This is a genomic window from Nitrospirota bacterium, from assembly GCA_016219645.1.
In the GTDB taxonomy this organism is placed as follows: domain Bacteria; phylum Nitrospirota; class Nitrospiria; order Nitrospirales; family Nitrospiraceae; genus Palsa-1315.
The window spans coordinates 45,073-60,935 of the sequence record JACRLR010000067.1 but is presented as its reverse complement, the minus strand read 5'-3'; the positions used below and the strand labels follow the sequence as shown (position 1 = coordinate 60,935).

Here is a 15,863-nt window from a genome sequence, read left to right as displayed (position 1 = left end):
CCTGGGCATAGGCCTCGATCTCTGCAGACACAAGTCTATTCATCACGTTGAGGCGAAGTGGTTTGAAAACGAATGACTCATTACGTACAATGCACGAGCAGCTGCGGATCAGCGCAATCATAGCATGACGGTTCCCGGAGGAGACACCCTACTGTGAAGACCCTGAAGACGCTGGAGGCCTTGACGATCCCGCTCTTGGAAATCCAGCGCATTAACAGCGCCGCCGCGGTTCTTTCCTGGGATCAAGAAACCTACATGCCGGCCGGCGGGGGCGAGGCTCGCGCCGAACAGATTTCGACGCTCCAAGGCATCGCGCATCAGAAACTCATTTCACCGGACATTGAAAAACTGCTTGCGAATTGGGTCGATTCGGAGACTGGTCAGATTCGTGACAGCCCAGGAGATGCCTGGGACGAGCCCGCTCGATCGTTGCTCCGAGAAGTCTGGCGTGATTTTAGCCGTGCAAAGAAGCTGCCCTCCGACTTTGTCGTAAGGCTCAGCAGAGAATCTTCGTTGGCGCAACAGGTCTGGGCCGAGGCAAAAGACAATCATGCCTTCTCACAATTTCTCCCGAATCTCCGCACAGTCCTTTCGCTCAAGCAACAGGAAGCCGAGTACCTCGGCTTCCGGGACTCTCCGTACAATGCGTTGCTCGATGTGTACGAGCCTGGGTCCACCATCGCGACATTGCGCCCACTGTTTGCGCAGATTAAGGGGCGTCTCGTGCCACTGCTGAAGAAAATCCAGCAGAGTCCCGTGCAGATCGACGACACGATGTTATTTCACACCTTCGACCAGGCACGCCAACTGGAATTCGGCCGATTGGTGTTGATCGCGATGGGCTATGACTTCGAGCGGGGACGTCTTGACCTGTCGGTGCATCCTTTCACGACATCATTCCATCCGACTGACGTTCGTGTCACGACACGCGTCCACGAGCATGACCTTCAATCCTGCCTGTTCAGTTGCATCCATGAAGGCGGCCATGGGCTGTATGACCAGGGTCTCGACCCCCGTTACTTCGGCACCCCGCTGGGCGATTCGGTGTCCCTCGGCTTTCATGAGAGCCAATCTCGCATGTGGGAGAACTGCGTGGGCCGGTCTCGTGCTTTCTGGCGCTTCTTCTACCCCATGCTGCAAGCTACCTTTCACCATCAACTGCGCGGCCTCGATGCAGAACAATTCTACGCGGCCATCAATCGCGTGAAGTCTTCTCTGATTCGGGTCGAGGCCGATGAACTCACCTACAATCTCCACATCATGCTGCGGTTCGAAATCGAGCAGGACCTCATCGAGGGGCGGACACGCCCGGAAGACCTTCCGGGAATCTGGAACCGGAAGATGGAAGAATACTTATGCATCGTCCCCTCCAATGATGCGGAAGGTGTGCTCCAAGACGTACACTGGTCATTGGGCGCCTTCGGCTATTTCCCGACGTACACGCTCGGAAATCTCTACTCCGTTCAATTCTATGAACAGGCCAAACTAGAAATCCCGCACCTGGAGGATGAAATTGCGGCAGGACAACTGATGGTGCTGCAACGCTGGCTCGGGCAAAAGATTCATCGTTGGGGGAAAATGTTCACCCCTGATCACCTCGCCCGTCGAGTCACGGGAAAGAGCCTCGACCCTGAACCATTCTTGACGTATGTTGAGAAAAAATACGGCGAGCTGTATCAGCTCTAGGGGGAGTTATTCTGAGTTCTGAGTAACGAATCGAGAGTCGTGACTACACCTCAGAATTCACAACTCAAAACTCAGGACTCTCAGGCCAGCGGCCTGAGTCAGTATCCCATCGCCTGATTCAGCCTCACCAAGCTTGCAGCGGGTAATGTGAACTCCGCCTGCACCTCGATGCGAGCCGGCACTAAGAGCGTCGTGTGAAAGACAATGTCGCGAATCGGGATCTTGAACTCCGGTTGCTGAGGGGTGCTCAATTCGACTGATTCGACCGACTGAGTGATCGCCCCGCTGTCCTGTGGGCCGTAGGTCGTCACCACAGCTTTCAGAATCTCTGCAATCTTCTCGTTCGTCTCAACTCCTTCAATACCTTTCTCCAGCAAGGGGATAATTTCTTCCTGGGCTTGGTCCGACAGCGTGAAGTTTTCCACCCGTTCTTTCCGACGCAACGACATCAGGTCGTTATCGAGGTCCTTACTGAAGGCTCCATAGGCAAACCGAAAGAACTCAAAATGGAAGCCCTTGAAACCCTTGCCGAACATCTGCAGCTCGCACAGAAAACACAGTTGCTGTAGTTTCACGTCGCTGAGCAGCCCAAAGGGTTCAGCACGGTGCAGCACATAGAGCAGGAGAGCCCGATCGACCGTAATCTGGTTGGGTTGCCGCATCCTGATAGTCGCCCGTCCGTCCGATTTTGCAGGCTGCACTATAGACAGCGTCGGAGATTTCCGTCAATTCATCCACCTTCTGTCAATGACGCACAGAACCCCCTTGACCAGATAGGCAGTTTCGTCTTTAATGAGGCCCTATCGGAGGCCCGTGATGGGGAAGCATGTGAAAGAAATGGCGGCTCTGAAGGAGCATCTGGGTAAGCATCAACTCAAGCTCACACGCCAGCGTGAGCTGATTCTCAGTGCCTTCCTCCGGCAAGAACACATTACCGCAGAGGCTATGTATCACCAACTGGCCAAGGCTGATCCTCATCTTGGGCTGGCGACAATCTATCGGACACTCAATCTGTTCTGCGATGCCGGCCTCGCTCAAGCCAGACACTTCGGCTCTCAGACGAAGTATGACAATGTCTCGCACAAGGGCCACCACGACCACCTCATCTGCACCGGCTGCGAGAAGATCGTGGAATTTGAGAATGAGGAGATCGAGCGGCTCCAAGAGGAAGTCGCTACCAGGAATGGATTTACCATCAAGAACCACCGCCTTGAGCTCTACGGACTCTGCTCATCCTGCCGTCATTGACGCACCACCTTTTTTTTAGTATAATTTTGAGACAGTTTATCAATTTCAATTCCATAAGGACCACCCATGTTATTTGTATGCTCTCTCCCCACCCTGCGCCGAACAGTCCTCTCAAGTCTCTTTCTGCTCTTCATTGTGGGGGCCTTCGTACCCTCTGCCCCAGCCGCCGATAGCCTCACAATCTACTCCGGCCGTTCGGAACGCCTCATTAAGCCAGTCCTCGATGCCTTTACGGCGACTACCGGGATTCAGATCCAGCTGTTGTCCTCCGGCACGACGGAATTGCTGAATCGGCTGAAGGCTGAAGGCGATCGCACATCGGCGGATCTCTTCATTACCAATGACGCCGGCAGCTTGGAACTGGCCCGAACAGCCGGTCTCCTCCGCCCCTTGAATATGCGGGAAATCGACCGAGCCATTCCGTCGCAATTTCGCGCGCCGGATAATGCCTGGGTAGGGCTCTCCGGACGATTCTGGATTGTGGTCTACAACCGCACGATGGTGCAGCCGGACCAAGTGAGTTCTCTCCTGGACCTTGCCGATCCAAAATGGAAGGATAAGATTGCGATTCCGAACTCTGGCAGTGAGTATTTACAAGCCGGCGTGTCGGTCATCCGTGCAACCTATGGCGATGAAAAAACAAGGCAATTCCTCCAAGGCATCAAGGCCAATGCGGACAACCAGGTCTACCAGAAAAGCTCTCAAATTGTGGATGCAGTCGCCAAGGGGCAGGTTGCGCTGGGTATTGTGAATCACTACTACATCTATCGGCACCTGGCCACCCAGCCTGACGCACCGATCGCGGCATTGATGCCGGACCAGCAAGAGGGTGGCATGGGGGCGATCATGAACATCGCAGGCGTCGGTATCGTCAAGTCGACCAAGCATCTCGACAGCGCCAAACTGCTCGTGGAGTTCTTAGTCGCTCAAGCAGGGCAGAAGCTATTTGCGGAACTCGACAAGGAATATCCTCTCCACCAGGACGTGAAAGCGGACCCGGCTCTCATGGATCGGAAGAGTTTCCGCGCGGCACTGGTCCCTCTCACCAAACTGGCCGAACTGCGCGAGCCGACTCTCACCCTGATCGAACAAGTGGGTCTCCGGTAACTCGAAGGGACTCACCGTGGTCACGACTCGCCACCAATTTGCGTCGCCGCTACAACTCCTCGCGCTCGCCAGCGCGGGAATCATCCTGCTCCCGCTCGGCTATGTTACCGCACAAGCCCTCTCAGCCGACCCGGTCGTCTGGCAGCGCTTGTGGACGACCCGCATTCCAGAGCTCTTATTCAATACCGTCTCGCTGGCTGCCAGCGTGGCAGTCGTCACGCTGATCCTGGGCGTCTCAACCGCCTGGTTGATCACGCGTGTAGAGATTCCCGGTCGTCGGCTATGGGAAGGCGCCTTGGTGCTTCCATTGGCGATGCCGACATACGTATTGGCCTATGTCTACTCTTACCTCTTGGGATTCGGTGGGCCTGTCGAGCATCTCTGGCAGCTGGCAGCCGGTCCACAAGCGAGAATCTTTTCTCCCCACAGTTTTTGGGGCGCCACGCTCGTCATGGCGTTGGATACGTTTCCCTTCGTCTATCTCCTCAGCCGTAGTGCCCTCCTCAGTATGAACGTATCGTTCGAGGAAGTGGCACGAGCCAGCGGCGTCTCACGTCTCGCGACCCTCTGGCGCGTGACATTGCCGCTGATGCGCCCCTCGATCGCCGCCGGCCTTGCGCTGGTCATCTTGTACGTCGTCTCGGACTTCGGTGCTGTGTCATTGCTTCGCTACCAGACGCTCACCTATGCCGTGTTTCAACAGATGACCGGACGGTCCGACAATACCGCGGCGAGCATCTTGAGCCTTCTGCTGGTCGTGATCGCGCTGATTTTCCTGATCACTGAACGGTGGTTCCGCCAACGGAGCCGGTTCTATCAGACCACCGGCCGCTATCGAGCTCCGGAACGGCATCGCTATGGCCGGCTCGGTACCTTTGCAGTCATCAGCTATCTAGGGTTGATCGTTGGCGCGGCCTTCGCACTCCCAACCACACTCTTGATTCAATGGAGCCTGTCGCCCGAGGCGTTAGCGACCATCGACAACCGGTTTTTTGGATTCGTCTGGAACAGCGCCATCCTGGCCGCCGGTGCTTCCACTGGCGGTGTCTTGATCGGTTTGCCGCTTGCCTATCTCGCCTGTCGGAGGCCGACCCTCCTGAACCTGAGCTGCCTACAAGCAGCCTATGCCGGCTATGTGCTTCCCGGACCTGTGGCGGCACTGGCTGTTCTCATTCTCTTCACCACAATAGCTCCGGTGTTCTATGGCTCGGCGCTGATCCTCATCGTGGCCTACGTGATCCACTTTCTCCCCGCCGGACTCCAGTCACTGGAGCCGGCACTCCAGCAACTGTCGCCGAATCTGGAAGAGGTATCGCGCACCCTTGGCCTCGGAATGCGTGACACCTGGCGACGGGTGACGCTACCACTCGTTCGGAATGGATTTGTCGTGGCCTGGGTCCTGATGTTTCTCCAGACCATGAAGGAATTACCAGCGACCCTCCTGTTGCGGCCGGTGGGATTCGACACCCTGGCCATTCGTGTCTGGATGGAAGCGAGCGAGGAGTATTTTCAACTCGCTGCTCCTTCGGCACTTCTCATTGTCTTGCTGAGCCTCCCGGCGCTGGCCTTGCTGGTCTCGAAAGATTGGCGCGCCGCTTAATAGAAGGAATGTTGATCCAGTGACCCAGGACCGTTCAACCGCACCAGCGCATTCGATGGAGACCACATTTGAGGGGAACCTCTTTACACCCGCCTCCTCAGTTTTAGAGCTGCGTGCTGTATCCTGCGCTTACGAGCCGGGACACCCCGCGGTCCAGGGAATTTCCTTCTCGGCACGAGAAGGGGAGATTCTCTGCCTGCTTGGTCCTTCGGGATGTGGGAAGACGACGATTCTGCGGGCGATCGCCGGGTTCGAACCAGTTCGCTCAGGCCAACTGTTCTTATCGGGCCAACTTGTGTCGTCTCCGGACGTGACAGTGCCCACGGAGAACCGGCGCGTCGGGATGGTCTTTCAGGAATATGCGCTGTTTCCTCACCTGCGCGTGCAGGACAACATCGCCTTTGGACTCCGCCACCTTGTTCGAAGTGAACGCGCCGCCCGGGTCCAGGAAATGTTGCGCCTTACAGGATTGGAAGGATTCGAGCGGCGGTATCCGCACGAATTATCAGGCGGCCAGCAACAGCGAGTCGCGCTGGCTCGCGCCCTTGTCCAGCATCCCGTCGTGCTGTTGCTCGATGAGCCATTCAGTAATTTGGACCCTGACATGGCTGGTCGCATGCGCCAAGAACTGCACGATCTGTTACGCCGAACGAAAACAACGACGGTGCTCGTGACTCACGACCACGACGAAGCGTTTGCCATGGCCGATCGAATTGCAGTCCTCAACCAAGGCCGTTTAGAGCAGTTCGACACACCGGAGATGACCTATCACATGCCGGCCACACCATTCGTAGCCGACTTTGTCGGTCAGGCAGACTTCGTTCCTGGAACCGTCTCCCAGGGTATGGTCCGCACCGAACTGGGAGAGTTTCCCGACACGATCGAGTGCAAAGACGGCACTGCCGTGGTCGTCATGATTCGGCCTGACGATATTCACCTCGTCCCCACGAAAGGTGCCCGGGCACGAGTCCTCTCTCGCCAATTCCGTGGCTCGGAGAATCTGTACACAGTCAGTCTCCCCTCCGGCCAAATCGTCCATAGCAGCCAAGGCTCCACGAGCATCTATCAGGCCGGCACGCCGGTAGAAGTTCGTGTCCTGGCAACCCATACCGTGCTCTTTCGTCGAGAGGATTCCACCGGATAGGCGTTCTCGCAGGTTTGACAAGCATTGACAGGCTTTTTCACGATCTGGCATTGATAGACCCTCATCACGGTCTCCTGCCACACTGATCCGTGAATCACGAAGAGGACTCGAGGCCTCCCCCATGAACGCGTTACAAGACGTGGTCGATTACGGAATCATCGGGCTTCTGCTGGCACTCAGTATCTGGACAATGGCCATTGCGGTGGAGCGGTGGCTTTTTTACCGCCGTGTCGATCTCGCCCAATACCCCGACAGCCTGGGATTGGAAATGGTTCTGACCAGACGCCTGGTTATCATTGGCACAGTGGCCGCGAATGCTCCCTATATTGGCTTATTGGGCACCGTGCTTGGTATTATGCTAACATTCCACACGATGGGCACCTCCGGCACCATGGCTGTCAATGCCATCATGATTGGGCTCAGCCTCGCGCTGAAAGCCACGGCGGTCGGACTGCTCGTCGCAATTCCCTGCGTCGTCATGAACAATGTGCTCAGACGGAAAGTGACCGAGATTCTGGCCCTACACAAGGAACACCTTGCAACGCGACATTGATCAGATCAACGTCATCCCGCTCGTGGACGTTATGCTGGTATTGTTGGTCATCGTCCTGACCACCGCGACTTTCATCAGCAGCGGACAGATCCCGGTCAATCTGGCGAAAGCAAAAGAAGTCGGGACTCGCACCGATGCGCCCATCATCATCACCCTGACTGCCGACGGCACGCTTTTTCTCAACGACCGTACAGTTCCCGAAGGGGGCCTCAAGAGTGTGCTGACAGTGGAACCTCGAGAATCGGCGGTCATCGTGCGGGCGGATAAAGTCACCTTGCTCGAACGATTCGTGTCGGTGGTCGACGAAGTGCGGGGGTTGGGATTTCAACAAGTCAGCCTGGAGGTCATTCGACTGTGATTGCTGCCGGGTCACATCGCTCCGGAGACCAGAAGGAAGCGCATGCCCAGGGATGGATTATCTCAGTCCTCTTGCACGGCACCGTGGCGTTCACAGCACTCTTGTTTGTGAAGCAAGTCCAACTCGCACCGCAGAACGAAGCCTTCAAATGGGACGTTGCCATGACGTCACCGACACAGTCTGTTCAACCGACGGCATCATCCCGAGACCAAACGCCAGCCCGATCGGCTCAATCGACAACCTCGGTTTCCTCTCTCCACGCACAGCAGTCTGCGTCAGCCCAGACCCTTCCGTCGCCCCAGCCGCTTACCCAACAGACGACTCCCTCGATCATTGAGCGACCAGCCTCACCGGTGATGACCGAGTCGAATCCACCGCAACCAATGATTCCTTTACAATCGACTGCTCACACGACACAGCCAGCTGAGCCAGTCAGACAGGAAATTCGGGAACCGATGGTCACCGGTGCCTCATCAATTGTGAATCCAGCCAAAGAATCGACGAGAGTCTCTGAGGAATCTTCTGCCCAGGCAACATCGTTAAGCACGCCATCAGCAATCCTCGAGCCAATCGAACCATCTGTCCAGGTCCCGGCACCAGTGCAGATGGCGGCAGTCTCCCCTCTACCCTCGAATGCTCAGGCCAAGCGCGACTACGGGTGGCTCTCTGAAATGATTCTACGTCGTGTGGAAGAGCTGAAACGCTACCCCGCCTCAGCCAGGATGGATCGAGCAGAGGGAAAGGTCGTGGTGAAAGCCGTGATCAACGAAGATGGAAGTCTTGGAGAGGTGGAAGTCTTCCAAAGCTCTGGACACCTCGGTCTCGACAAGGCTGCACTGGAAACCCTACGGCAAGCAGCTCCATTCCAGTTATCTCGCCCATTGGGGAAGCCAGACATGACGATCAAAATCCCGATGAGTTATCGACTGGACCGGTAGACTGAGGTGCCGACTAGTCACATCCTGCTATGGCATGCGAATCCGCTGCTGCAATCCGGAGGATACCAACAAACGACCATCGGCATCGACGATAATAGCCTCCACATCCGGCAAAGTTTCGACCAGCCTCATTCCCAATTCAGCCCCCATGACAAATATCCCAGTGTCCAAGCCATCTGCCCAGACCCCTTCACGGGCAATCACTGTGACACTCTGGCAGCCGCGCGCCGGTTGAAGCGTGCGGGGGTCGAGAATATGATGATACCGGACCCCATCCCGTTCAAAGAACCGCTCATAATCCCCCGCGGTGGATATCGCTTCGTCCTGCAAATCAATCCAGACTAGCACCGATCCATCTTGTCGTGGATGTTGAATGCCGATGGGGAACTGCTTCCCATCAGGTAATCGACCGAACGTTTTAATGTCTCCTGACAGGGCCACAACACCGGCAACAGCACCCGCCTTCCGTAACGCCTCGGCGGCTTGATCTGCTGCGTAGCCCTTACCAATTCCCCCCACATCGATCCGCATCCTTGTTTTTTCTAGAAAGATCGTCTTGGCGCGCACGTCAGCATGAACCGCTTGCAGATTTACCAATGGACGGAGTTCATCCAATTCCGACTCTGTCGGTATTCGTTGGCTTTCAATCACGTTCCACGCGTCCACCGCCGGACCGATAGCGATATTGAATCCGCCGTTGGTCATCTCCGCAACTTGAAGCGCGTTTTGGACAACCGCCAGTGTTTCTGAACTCACAGAGACTGGCATGACTCCCGCCGAGGCATTCACGCGAGATAGTTCGCTCGTAGGGATCCATGTACTCAGAAGCCCTTCCAGACGATGGATTTCGGCAAATCCGGCGGTGGTCGCAGCTTGGGCAACCGTTTCATTCTTTGCAACCGCAGTGATCGTGACCAGCGTACCCATGTGCATCTGCGCCCGTTTCACGACAACAGGCTCGGATCGCGTGACAAGGCTTCCACACCCGACGAGTAGCGCCACTAGCCCTGCGAGAATGTTGACTGCTATGTGTGAGCGTATGCGTGACATGAATAGCGCTTACCACCAGTGGCGACGGAAATATCTTGGATAGTTTGGATAGGGCATCACTTCGAATAAGCGGGCCTGCTCGTGCGATGGCTCCGGTATCAGCACCACCACAGGCTTGGCGTCAAAGGTGGGATATGAATCCTTAACGAACTGTTGGGCTCGCAGATGATCTTGTTCGTCATGGATGATGGAGATCATCACTTGGCGTCCGTATTTCGGAGAGTCCACTCCAAAATGCCACGTACCGAGGAAGGTCACTACGTCAGGCTCGAGCACAAAGCTTCCCGTGAGCTGCGCCATGGTCAAGAATGGACCTTCACTGACTTGTACACGATTAATTGCATAGCGTCCGGGAGGGAGGGAAAGCGAAAAATACCCGTCTGCAGATTTCACATATATCTTAAATCGTTCCTGGTTCTCTGTATTGATCAGCTCAAAGGAACGGAGTTCAGGTGGATACACTCGTTGCGAGTGCCCGGTGATGGTCGTGGCGACCCGCCCCACTACCAAAGCCCCCGATACATCAGCCTCTGCCACTGTTACAGGAAGTTCTGTGGCACAGCCTGAGAGATTCAAGCTCAATGCACAGAGAGATTGCCACCACCACTGCTGTCTCAACAGCTTCTGAAGCATGCACAGATAGTATAGGCCTCCTGCGATGCCAATACATCCTGCATCCTGGCGAACACGTTCACCGCTTGACTTCGAATCCAAAAATAGGATATTAATAATCGTTCTCAATTTCACTTGGATGAGGCGGCCCCAATAATGGCTAGTGCGATATCTCCGGTCGACCACTCTGCAGACTGCAGTGAGACTCGCTGCGAGTGCGGTCAACTGATCGCTAAGGTGCATGGACAGGGGCTGGAACTTAAGTGCAAACGCTGCAAACGTATCGTTGTCATCCCTTTCTCTTCTATCAAAGGATGGAGCAGGGTCGCATCATGATGCGCTCTTCAACGAAAGGAGGCTTCGCACCAATCCACCAAAATACGATCTATCGTTGTCAACAATAACGACCAGAGACCATCGAGTCCCGAGTCAGACCTATCACAATATGGTATCCATGGAGGTTTGCAATGAGGATCAGGTCAATCCTCGGGGCTCTCGTGATTACAGCTTTGCCGTTTACTCCGGTTTGGGCTGAGAACATGACCCCAGAGGACATTCAAAAATTAGTCGACGAAGCCGTCAACAAGCGGATGCAGGAGCATGAGCGGCGGCAAGGCGCTATGGAGAGGAAGGAGGGTGAGCCTCCTCCTGCTGGAGCCCAGTATCCAATTTCGACAGGTCCCATACCCGACATTCGTGTCGAACGAAAGGGCGAGGAAAAGGTCCCCCTGAGCTTCAGTTCGACAGGGTCAGGTAAGTTAGTGTACGCCAAACCGTTCATAAGTGCCCCCAGAGCCATAATTGGTGGGTATGCAGACTTTAAGTTCGGTTCCCTGACAGGACCCACGCTTGACAACCTCAGCAGGAATTCCTTCAACCAAGAACGGATGGTTCCCTTTCTCTATGCCGACATTACCGATCGTGTGAAGTTCGCAACAGAAATTGAGTTTGAGCGCGGGGGGAACAATTCTCCCGGGGCGAATGGGACCAATGCAGGCTCGTCGAACCTTGAATTCGCCCAACTCGACTATCTCATCAATGAAGCTATCAACATCCGTGGCGGGATGGTCTTGATGCCGGTCGGCAAGTTCAACCTCTTGCACGATTCGCCGCTGAACGACCTGCCAGATAGGCCTATGGTCAGTCGCCTGATCATTCCCAGCACCTGGTTCGAGACGGGAGCCGGTATCTACGGCTCCCTGTATCCGAGTTCGCTTTCAAAATTGGACTACGAAGTCTACGTGGTCAACGGAATGGGTTGTAACGCACGAGGAGGCGCCATCACGGACACGAACGGAATGCGCAACTGTCGCGGCAGCGTCTCGCGTGATCTGAACGACAATAAAGCTGTCGTCGGACGTCTGGCATTTAGCCCTTTCCTCGGCATTGAGGTCGCCGGATCGTCGTTCTACGGCCAGTACAACAACAAAAATGCCGCGGGCGTCAACAATCAAAGCGACTACATTGGAATCTATGCCCTCGACTGGACACTCCAACGCGGCCCATGGGAAGTCATCGGTGAAGCAGCCTGGTCCCGCATCGAAGGGAACCAGGGAACAACCTTAACCACTCAAGGACCTTCCGGAATGTTCGGCTACTACGTCCAAGGCAACTATCATTTCATGCCGGAGTTTCTGAGGAGGCTTGCGCCGACGCATTTTACGGAAGCTTCGACATTCACCGCCACTGTCCGATGGGAGACGGTGGATACAGACACAAGTGATAACTCAAGACTTGCTAACGGCCAGCCCAGCAACCAACGGGAACTTGAACGGTTGACGATTGGCCTCAACTTCCGACCGATTGAGGACACGGTATTCAAATTCAGCTACATGTTCAACACCCAGGAAAACACGAGCGTTACCAACTTTGTGAACAATCCGAGCAACAATCAAACGACGCGTATAGACGGCAACGGTTTCTTATTTATGGCAGCAACATACTTCTAGGTCTGTTCCTGTTTCAGGCTTGCGTCGCTTCAACGCGACGCAAGCCTCTGGAGCCTGTATGTGGTACCACGGTTCTCATAGTGTCATCCTACTCGTCTCATGCGCCATCCTGAGTAGTTGCGCCTCCCTCAGTGGCGTTCAAGAGCGTTACGCCGTATGCACATACGACCATGTCTGGGACGCGGCCTTAGACGCAGTGAAGGATCGCTCTGTCACCGTCAAGGACAAGCATCGAGGACTCATTGAGACTGCCTGGGTGGAAATCCCGATGCCCGGACGGAGTTTCGGCGTCCTTCGACGGGACGTGCCTGACAGCAAAGATCGGTCCCGACTGTTTCTCACCGTCAAACGTGTAGATGTCGAACCTGCAACTGAAGAGGTCATTCGGGTCACCTATGCCGAGGAGCGACAGAGCTGGGTCTTTCGAGGAGGCTCGCGTCTTTTTGGTTGGGCTGAGACAGATCCTTCCGAGGAGGTTCGGCATGATGTACAGAATCGTCTGAATGCCAAAATGAAAGAACACGGATGTTCACTCACATAAGGCCGATCCACATCACAACCATCTGCGCGGTCCTCATGTTCTCCGCCACCGATGCATTTTCGGCGGAACGGATCTGGGACAACGATCTGCACCGATATCTCAGCGAGGAGGAAATAAACCACGCCGATGTCTATATGACGGAGGATGATGCTTTAAAACTTACGTTCCCGAAGTCCGGCCGAATTCGGAAAGACCTCATCCGGCTGACGGCCGAGAGAAAGACTCAGATAGAAGAACGGATCGGTTGGAAGTTTCCCGAGGAAGTGTTCGAGTTCTACATCGGCGAGACCGGCGCTCAGATTGACGGGTACGCCTTGATTCAAAATACCATCGGCAAACATAAACATATGACGTATCTGGTCGGAGTCGATACCGCAGGAGCTTGTACAAATGTGGAATTATTGGTGTTTCGTGAGGCCAAAGGCAGCGAAGTTCGAACCAAACGATTCAATGTGCAATACGAAGGCAAGACCGTTCAGGATCCTGTTCGCATCAACAAAGACATCATCAACATTACTGGCGCCACCATGTCCGTTCGCTCAATCAGCGCCGGTGTCAAGCGCGCCCTCGTCCTAGTCGATGAATTCTATCTCAAGCCGGCAGGACTCGGCAGCGACACAGTAGCAGCGAGGAAATCGGAGAAGGGGATTTTTGGCTCCATCTTTGGAAACTAATCAGGAGCGACGACCTTCTCAATCATGCGCAACTTCAACACCCGCTTCCGCCTCCGTGATTCAGATCGACACATCCGGCTGGTTTACACCTTCTTTCTCCTCTTGATGTTGGCCGGTTTTGCCTTTTCATTTTTCTGGGCCCACAGCATGACAGGGCTCTCGCCGCAAGGGATTGCCAATCATTACCGGGGATCGGATGCCACATTTGGCGAGCCGATGTCGTTCAGGGAACTGGCAGAAATCACTCATTTCCATCTCTTTACGATGCCGGTTGTATTTATGATTCTGGTGCATGTGCTTTATCTCACCAATGCCGGCAACCGGTTGAAATTTATCACGACCTGGATCTCGTTCGGTGGCGTCATGCTGGACCTCCTGTCTCCTTGGCTCATCAGCTATATCTCACCCATTTTTGTACTCACGATGTTGACAGGCGATACCCTCATGACGGTGGGTTTCCTCATCATGATGACGATCCCTCTCTACGAGATGTGGATCCTGAAACAACCTCTGATGGCAGGAAAACACGGGGCAGAAGAATGACCTGACGTGCCATGACGCTCGGCATAGATTACGGCCAGAGGTCTTTCACCCAGAGCCCAAGATCACGATGTGGTCTTGGGCTCTGGGTTTTCTTGGAGGAGTAACGATGCAACCTTACATCTCTGAGCAGATTCACCCGGCGATCATCACGACGCAGGCGATGCTCCGAAAGATCGATCGTCTTCGACTCCCTCTGGCATCACGCCGTGACGTCGAAAGCATCCTCGTCCGGCAAGTCAGCAAAGAAATCGATCGCGCACTCCCCTGGCAGAGAGGCCATGGCCGGAGAACTGCTACGATCTCGTTACTGATTGGACAAGTACTCGATCTGACTTCATGCGAGTTGCACGATCTGAAACTTGCCGCCTTTCTCCACGATATTGGGATCTTGATGCTTCCCGCCCACCTCTCAGCGGGCAAATATCTGCTTGAATCTGAAGACTACGTCGCCCTTCAGAATCATTCGCGGCTTGGCGCGACATTGCTTGACCCATTTATCTTCATAAAAGAGGCCTCCATCCTCATCGCACACCACCACGAACGGTGGGATGGATCTGGGTATCCTTACGGCATCAGGGGGAAGTTCATCCCGCTCGGAGCGAGAATCCTATCCGTCGCTGACGCCTTTGACGCCATCAAGGTTCCTCGTGTCTACGATTACGTCTTGCGCAATGCCATTGCTCTGAGGATGCTTTTCATCTCATCAGGAACCCATTTCGACCCCTCCGTTGTAGAAGCGCTTGCGCAGGCCTTGGCGAGTCATGCAGCGGACGAAGCCCTGCGTGACAATAGCCAATGACCATCCGGACACCGGCACATCGGCATCGAAGTGGGAGTCTGCCTACCACTTCACCAGCGAAAGGGCTCACTCATTTTACCGAGCTCCCCGCTACCATATTGGCGGTGTGCCGAAAATCCGTTCACTGATCCGCAGGCCAGACCAAAGGACTTCGAGGGATAAGGGGGAAACCTGATGAGAAGGCTGGCGGGCAAAGAGAGACAGCCGTTGCGGGAGCTTCCGCCGCAGTCTCCTCAATCACCAGTGCCATAGCAGATGGCTGAAGTTTCCGGTCAAGGAGTGAGCTGACCGGTATGGAGGAAATATGCGGTGGACTAAGACCTTCAGGGCAACCGTACGCACGTGGGGGACGCAAGGGCGGGCCGTCTCTGCCAGTACTCGAAAGGCCAAGTTGTTGTCCAAACGATTCCTCGGTGCAGCTGGAAAACCAACGCTTCGTTGTGAATGAGATCCTGTTGATCGTGCGAGCCTACTACCCTTTCTTTGCCTTCGTTGCTCTTCCTTCGACGGCCTAACTCTGTCCGATTCGACGAGATTCGTGAGTCAGCTGTCCTTCTTAATCTGCTCGGCGAGATAATTTTCAAGACCGACCTGCTTGATCGTTTCCATCTGCATCTCAATCCAATCGATATGCCCATCGACGTCTTTCGCCATATCTTCCAACATATGGCGGGTTGTAAAGTCGCCTACCTTCGTACAGTGCACCACGCCTTCGCTGAGCAACGTCAACATTTCCTGCTCCGCCTTGAGATCGAGCTTGAGCTGCTCAGGAACTGTTTCGCCCACCTGCACCGTATTCATACGCTGCACGTTCGGCACACCATCCAGATAAAGAATGTGGCCGATGAGTTCATCGGCATCCTTCATCTCAGCCATGCTGCGCTCTCGCACTTTATGATGGAGGCGTTCGTAGCCCCAATTCTCACACATCTTGGCATGGACAAAGTACTGATTGATTGCCGTCAAGTCCGCTGTCAAAATCTTATTGAGAATGTTGATGACGCCCTCTTTAGCTTTCATGGATTCTCCCCTTTCTCAAGATGGGTAGGCCCTCACCAGTA

At 54.9% G+C, this 15,863-nt stretch carries 17 protein-coding genes; 13 read left to right on the top strand and 4 right to left on the bottom strand.

The features are described from left to right. The first annotated feature begins 153 nt into the window (after positions 1 to 153). A complete protein-coding gene (locus HZB34_17260; protein ID MBI5317711.1) occupies positions 154 to 1,686 on the top strand; it encodes a carboxypeptidase M32 in 1,533 nt (510 codons plus the stop codon). 98 nt (positions 1,687 to 1,784) lie between these two features. Here the strand turns inward: HZB34_17260 and HZB34_17255 are convergent, their stop codons facing one another. After that, on the bottom strand, positions 1,785 to 2,348 hold the full coding sequence (locus HZB34_17255; GenBank protein ID MBI5317710.1) for a hypothetical protein: 564 nt from the start codon (positions 2,346 to 2,348) through the stop codon (positions 1,785 to 1,787). 154 nt (positions 2,349 to 2,502) lie between these two features. Between HZB34_17255 and HZB34_17250 the strand changes: the two genes are divergently transcribed. The 7 genes from HZB34_17250 (at position 2,503) to HZB34_17220 (ending at position 8,634) form a co-directional block, all read left to right on the top strand. Beyond that, entirely contained in the window at positions 2,503 to 2,934 is a 432-nt protein-coding gene (locus tag HZB34_17250) for a transcriptional repressor (protein MBI5317709.1), read from the top strand. 66 nt (positions 2,935 to 3,000) lie between these two features. Further along, complete coding sequence (locus HZB34_17245) at positions 3,001 to 4,041, top strand: extracellular solute-binding protein (protein ID MBI5317708.1); 1,041 nt, start codon at positions 3,001 to 3,003, stop codon at positions 4,039 to 4,041. A gap of 16 nt (positions 4,042 to 4,057) precedes the next feature. Further along, positions 4,058 to 5,641, top strand: coding sequence for an iron ABC transporter permease (locus HZB34_17240; protein ID MBI5317707.1), 1,584 nt, complete (start codon positions 4,058 to 4,060; stop codon positions 5,639 to 5,641). Positions 5,642 to 5,696: 55 nt separating this feature from the next. Next, entirely contained in the window at positions 5,697 to 6,785 is a 1,089-nt protein-coding gene (locus tag HZB34_17235; protein MBI5317706.1) for an ABC transporter ATP-binding protein, read from the top strand. A 121-nt stretch (positions 6,786 to 6,906) separates the two neighbouring features. Continuing rightward, positions 6,907 to 7,338, top strand: coding sequence for a TonB-system energizer ExbB (gene exbB, locus HZB34_17230; protein MBI5317705.1), 432 nt, complete (start codon positions 6,907 to 6,909; stop codon positions 7,336 to 7,338). Next, complete coding sequence (locus HZB34_17225; GenBank protein MBI5317704.1) at positions 7,322 to 7,696, top strand: biopolymer transporter ExbD; 375 nt, start codon at positions 7,322 to 7,324, stop codon at positions 7,694 to 7,696. The genes exbB and HZB34_17225 overlap by 17 nt, the downstream gene beginning before the upstream one ends. After that, entirely contained in the window at positions 7,693 to 8,634 is a 942-nt protein-coding gene (locus tag HZB34_17220) for a TonB family protein (protein ID MBI5317703.1), read from the top strand. The genes HZB34_17225 and HZB34_17220 overlap by 4 nt, the downstream gene beginning before the upstream one ends. 27 nt (positions 8,635 to 8,661) lie before the next feature. On the opposite strand, the gene HZB34_17215 is transcribed toward HZB34_17220, so the two are convergent. Beyond that, positions 8,662 to 9,684 carry an FAD:protein FMN transferase gene (locus HZB34_17215; protein MBI5317702.1) on the bottom strand — a complete coding sequence of 341 codons (1,023 nt, stop codon included), beginning with the start codon at positions 9,682 to 9,684 and terminating at the stop codon, positions 8,662 to 8,664. A gap of 9 nt (positions 9,685 to 9,693) precedes the next feature. Further along, positions 9,694 to 10,317, bottom strand: coding sequence for a hypothetical protein (locus HZB34_17210; GenBank protein MBI5317701.1), 624 nt, complete (start codon positions 10,315 to 10,317; stop codon positions 9,694 to 9,696). 446 nt (positions 10,318 to 10,763) lie between these two features. On the opposite strand from HZB34_17210, the gene HZB34_17205 reads away from it, so the two are divergent. The 5 genes from HZB34_17205 (at position 10,764) to HZB34_17185 (ending at position 14,802) form a co-directional block, all read left to right on the top strand. After that, the gene (locus HZB34_17205) at positions 10,764 to 12,245 is read left to right on the top strand and encodes a hypothetical protein (GenBank protein ID MBI5317700.1); all 1,482 of its coding nucleotides are present in this window, start codon (positions 10,764 to 10,766) and stop codon (positions 12,243 to 12,245) included. A gap of 58 nt (positions 12,246 to 12,303) precedes the next feature. Beyond that, positions 12,304 to 12,786, top strand: coding sequence for a hypothetical protein (locus HZB34_17200; protein MBI5317699.1), 483 nt, complete (start codon positions 12,304 to 12,306; stop codon positions 12,784 to 12,786). Further along, positions 12,771 to 13,460, top strand: a complete 690-nt coding sequence (locus tag HZB34_17195; protein ID MBI5317698.1) for an FMN-binding protein — start codon at positions 12,771 to 12,773, stop codon at positions 13,458 to 13,460. Before HZB34_17200 ends, HZB34_17195 begins: the two co-directional genes overlap by 16 nt. A gap of 24 nt (positions 13,461 to 13,484) precedes the next feature. After that, positions 13,485 to 14,003, top strand: coding sequence for a hypothetical protein (locus tag HZB34_17190; GenBank protein MBI5317697.1), 519 nt, complete (start codon positions 13,485 to 13,487; stop codon positions 14,001 to 14,003). A 106-nt stretch (positions 14,004 to 14,109) separates the two neighbouring features. Further along, complete coding sequence (locus HZB34_17185; GenBank protein ID MBI5317696.1) at positions 14,110 to 14,802, top strand: HD domain-containing protein; 693 nt, start codon at positions 14,110 to 14,112, stop codon at positions 14,800 to 14,802. 543 nt (positions 14,803 to 15,345) lie between these two features. Here HZB34_17185 and bfr read toward each other — a convergent pair. Continuing rightward, positions 15,346 to 15,822: a bacterioferritin gene (bfr, locus tag HZB34_17180; GenBank protein ID MBI5317695.1), complete on the bottom strand. Its 477-nt coding sequence runs from the start codon at positions 15,820 to 15,822 to the stop codon at positions 15,346 to 15,348. Positions 15,823 to 15,863: the final 41 nt, after the last annotated feature.

What these genes read in the sequence shown, in the direction of transcription:
- HZB34_17210 (MBI5317701.1), bottom strand. Translation starts at nt 10,317, where the DNA reads ATGCTTCAGAAGCTGTTGAGACAGCAGTGGTGGTGGCAATCTCTCTGT.
- HZB34_17205 (MBI5317700.1), top strand. Translation starts at nt 10,764, where the DNA reads ATGAGGATCAGGTCAATCCTCGGGGCTCTCGTGATTACAGCTTTGCCG.
- HZB34_17255 (MBI5317710.1), bottom strand. Translation starts at nt 2,348, where the DNA reads ATGCGGCAACCCAACCAGATTACGGTCGATCGGGCTCTCCTGCTCTAT.
- HZB34_17245 (MBI5317708.1), top strand. Translation starts at nt 3,001, where the DNA reads ATGTTATTTGTATGCTCTCTCCCCACCCTGCGCCGAACAGTCCTCTCA.
- HZB34_17185 (MBI5317696.1), top strand. Translation starts at nt 14,110, where the DNA reads ATGCAACCTTACATCTCTGAGCAGATTCACCCGGCGATCATCACGACG.
- HZB34_17200 (MBI5317699.1), top strand. Translation starts at nt 12,304, where the DNA reads ATGTGGTACCACGGTTCTCATAGTGTCATCCTACTCGTCTCATGCGCC.
- bfr (MBI5317695.1), bottom strand. Translation starts at nt 15,822, where the DNA reads ATGAAAGCTAAAGAGGGCGTCATCAACATTCTCAATAAGATTTTGACA.
- HZB34_17250 (MBI5317709.1), top strand. Translation starts at nt 2,503, where the DNA reads ATGGGGAAGCATGTGAAAGAAATGGCGGCTCTGAAGGAGCATCTGGGT.
- HZB34_17190 (MBI5317697.1), top strand. Translation starts at nt 13,485, where the DNA reads ATGCGCAACTTCAACACCCGCTTCCGCCTCCGTGATTCAGATCGACAC.
- HZB34_17235 (MBI5317706.1), top strand. Translation starts at nt 5,697, where the DNA reads ATGGAGACCACATTTGAGGGGAACCTCTTTACACCCGCCTCCTCAGTT.
- exbB (MBI5317705.1), top strand. Translation starts at nt 6,907, where the DNA reads ATGAACGCGTTACAAGACGTGGTCGATTACGGAATCATCGGGCTTCTG.
- HZB34_17215 (MBI5317702.1), bottom strand. Translation starts at nt 9,684, where the DNA reads ATGTCACGCATACGCTCACACATAGCAGTCAACATTCTCGCAGGGCTA.
- HZB34_17195 (MBI5317698.1), top strand. Translation starts at nt 12,771, where the DNA reads ATGTTCACTCACATAAGGCCGATCCACATCACAACCATCTGCGCGGTC.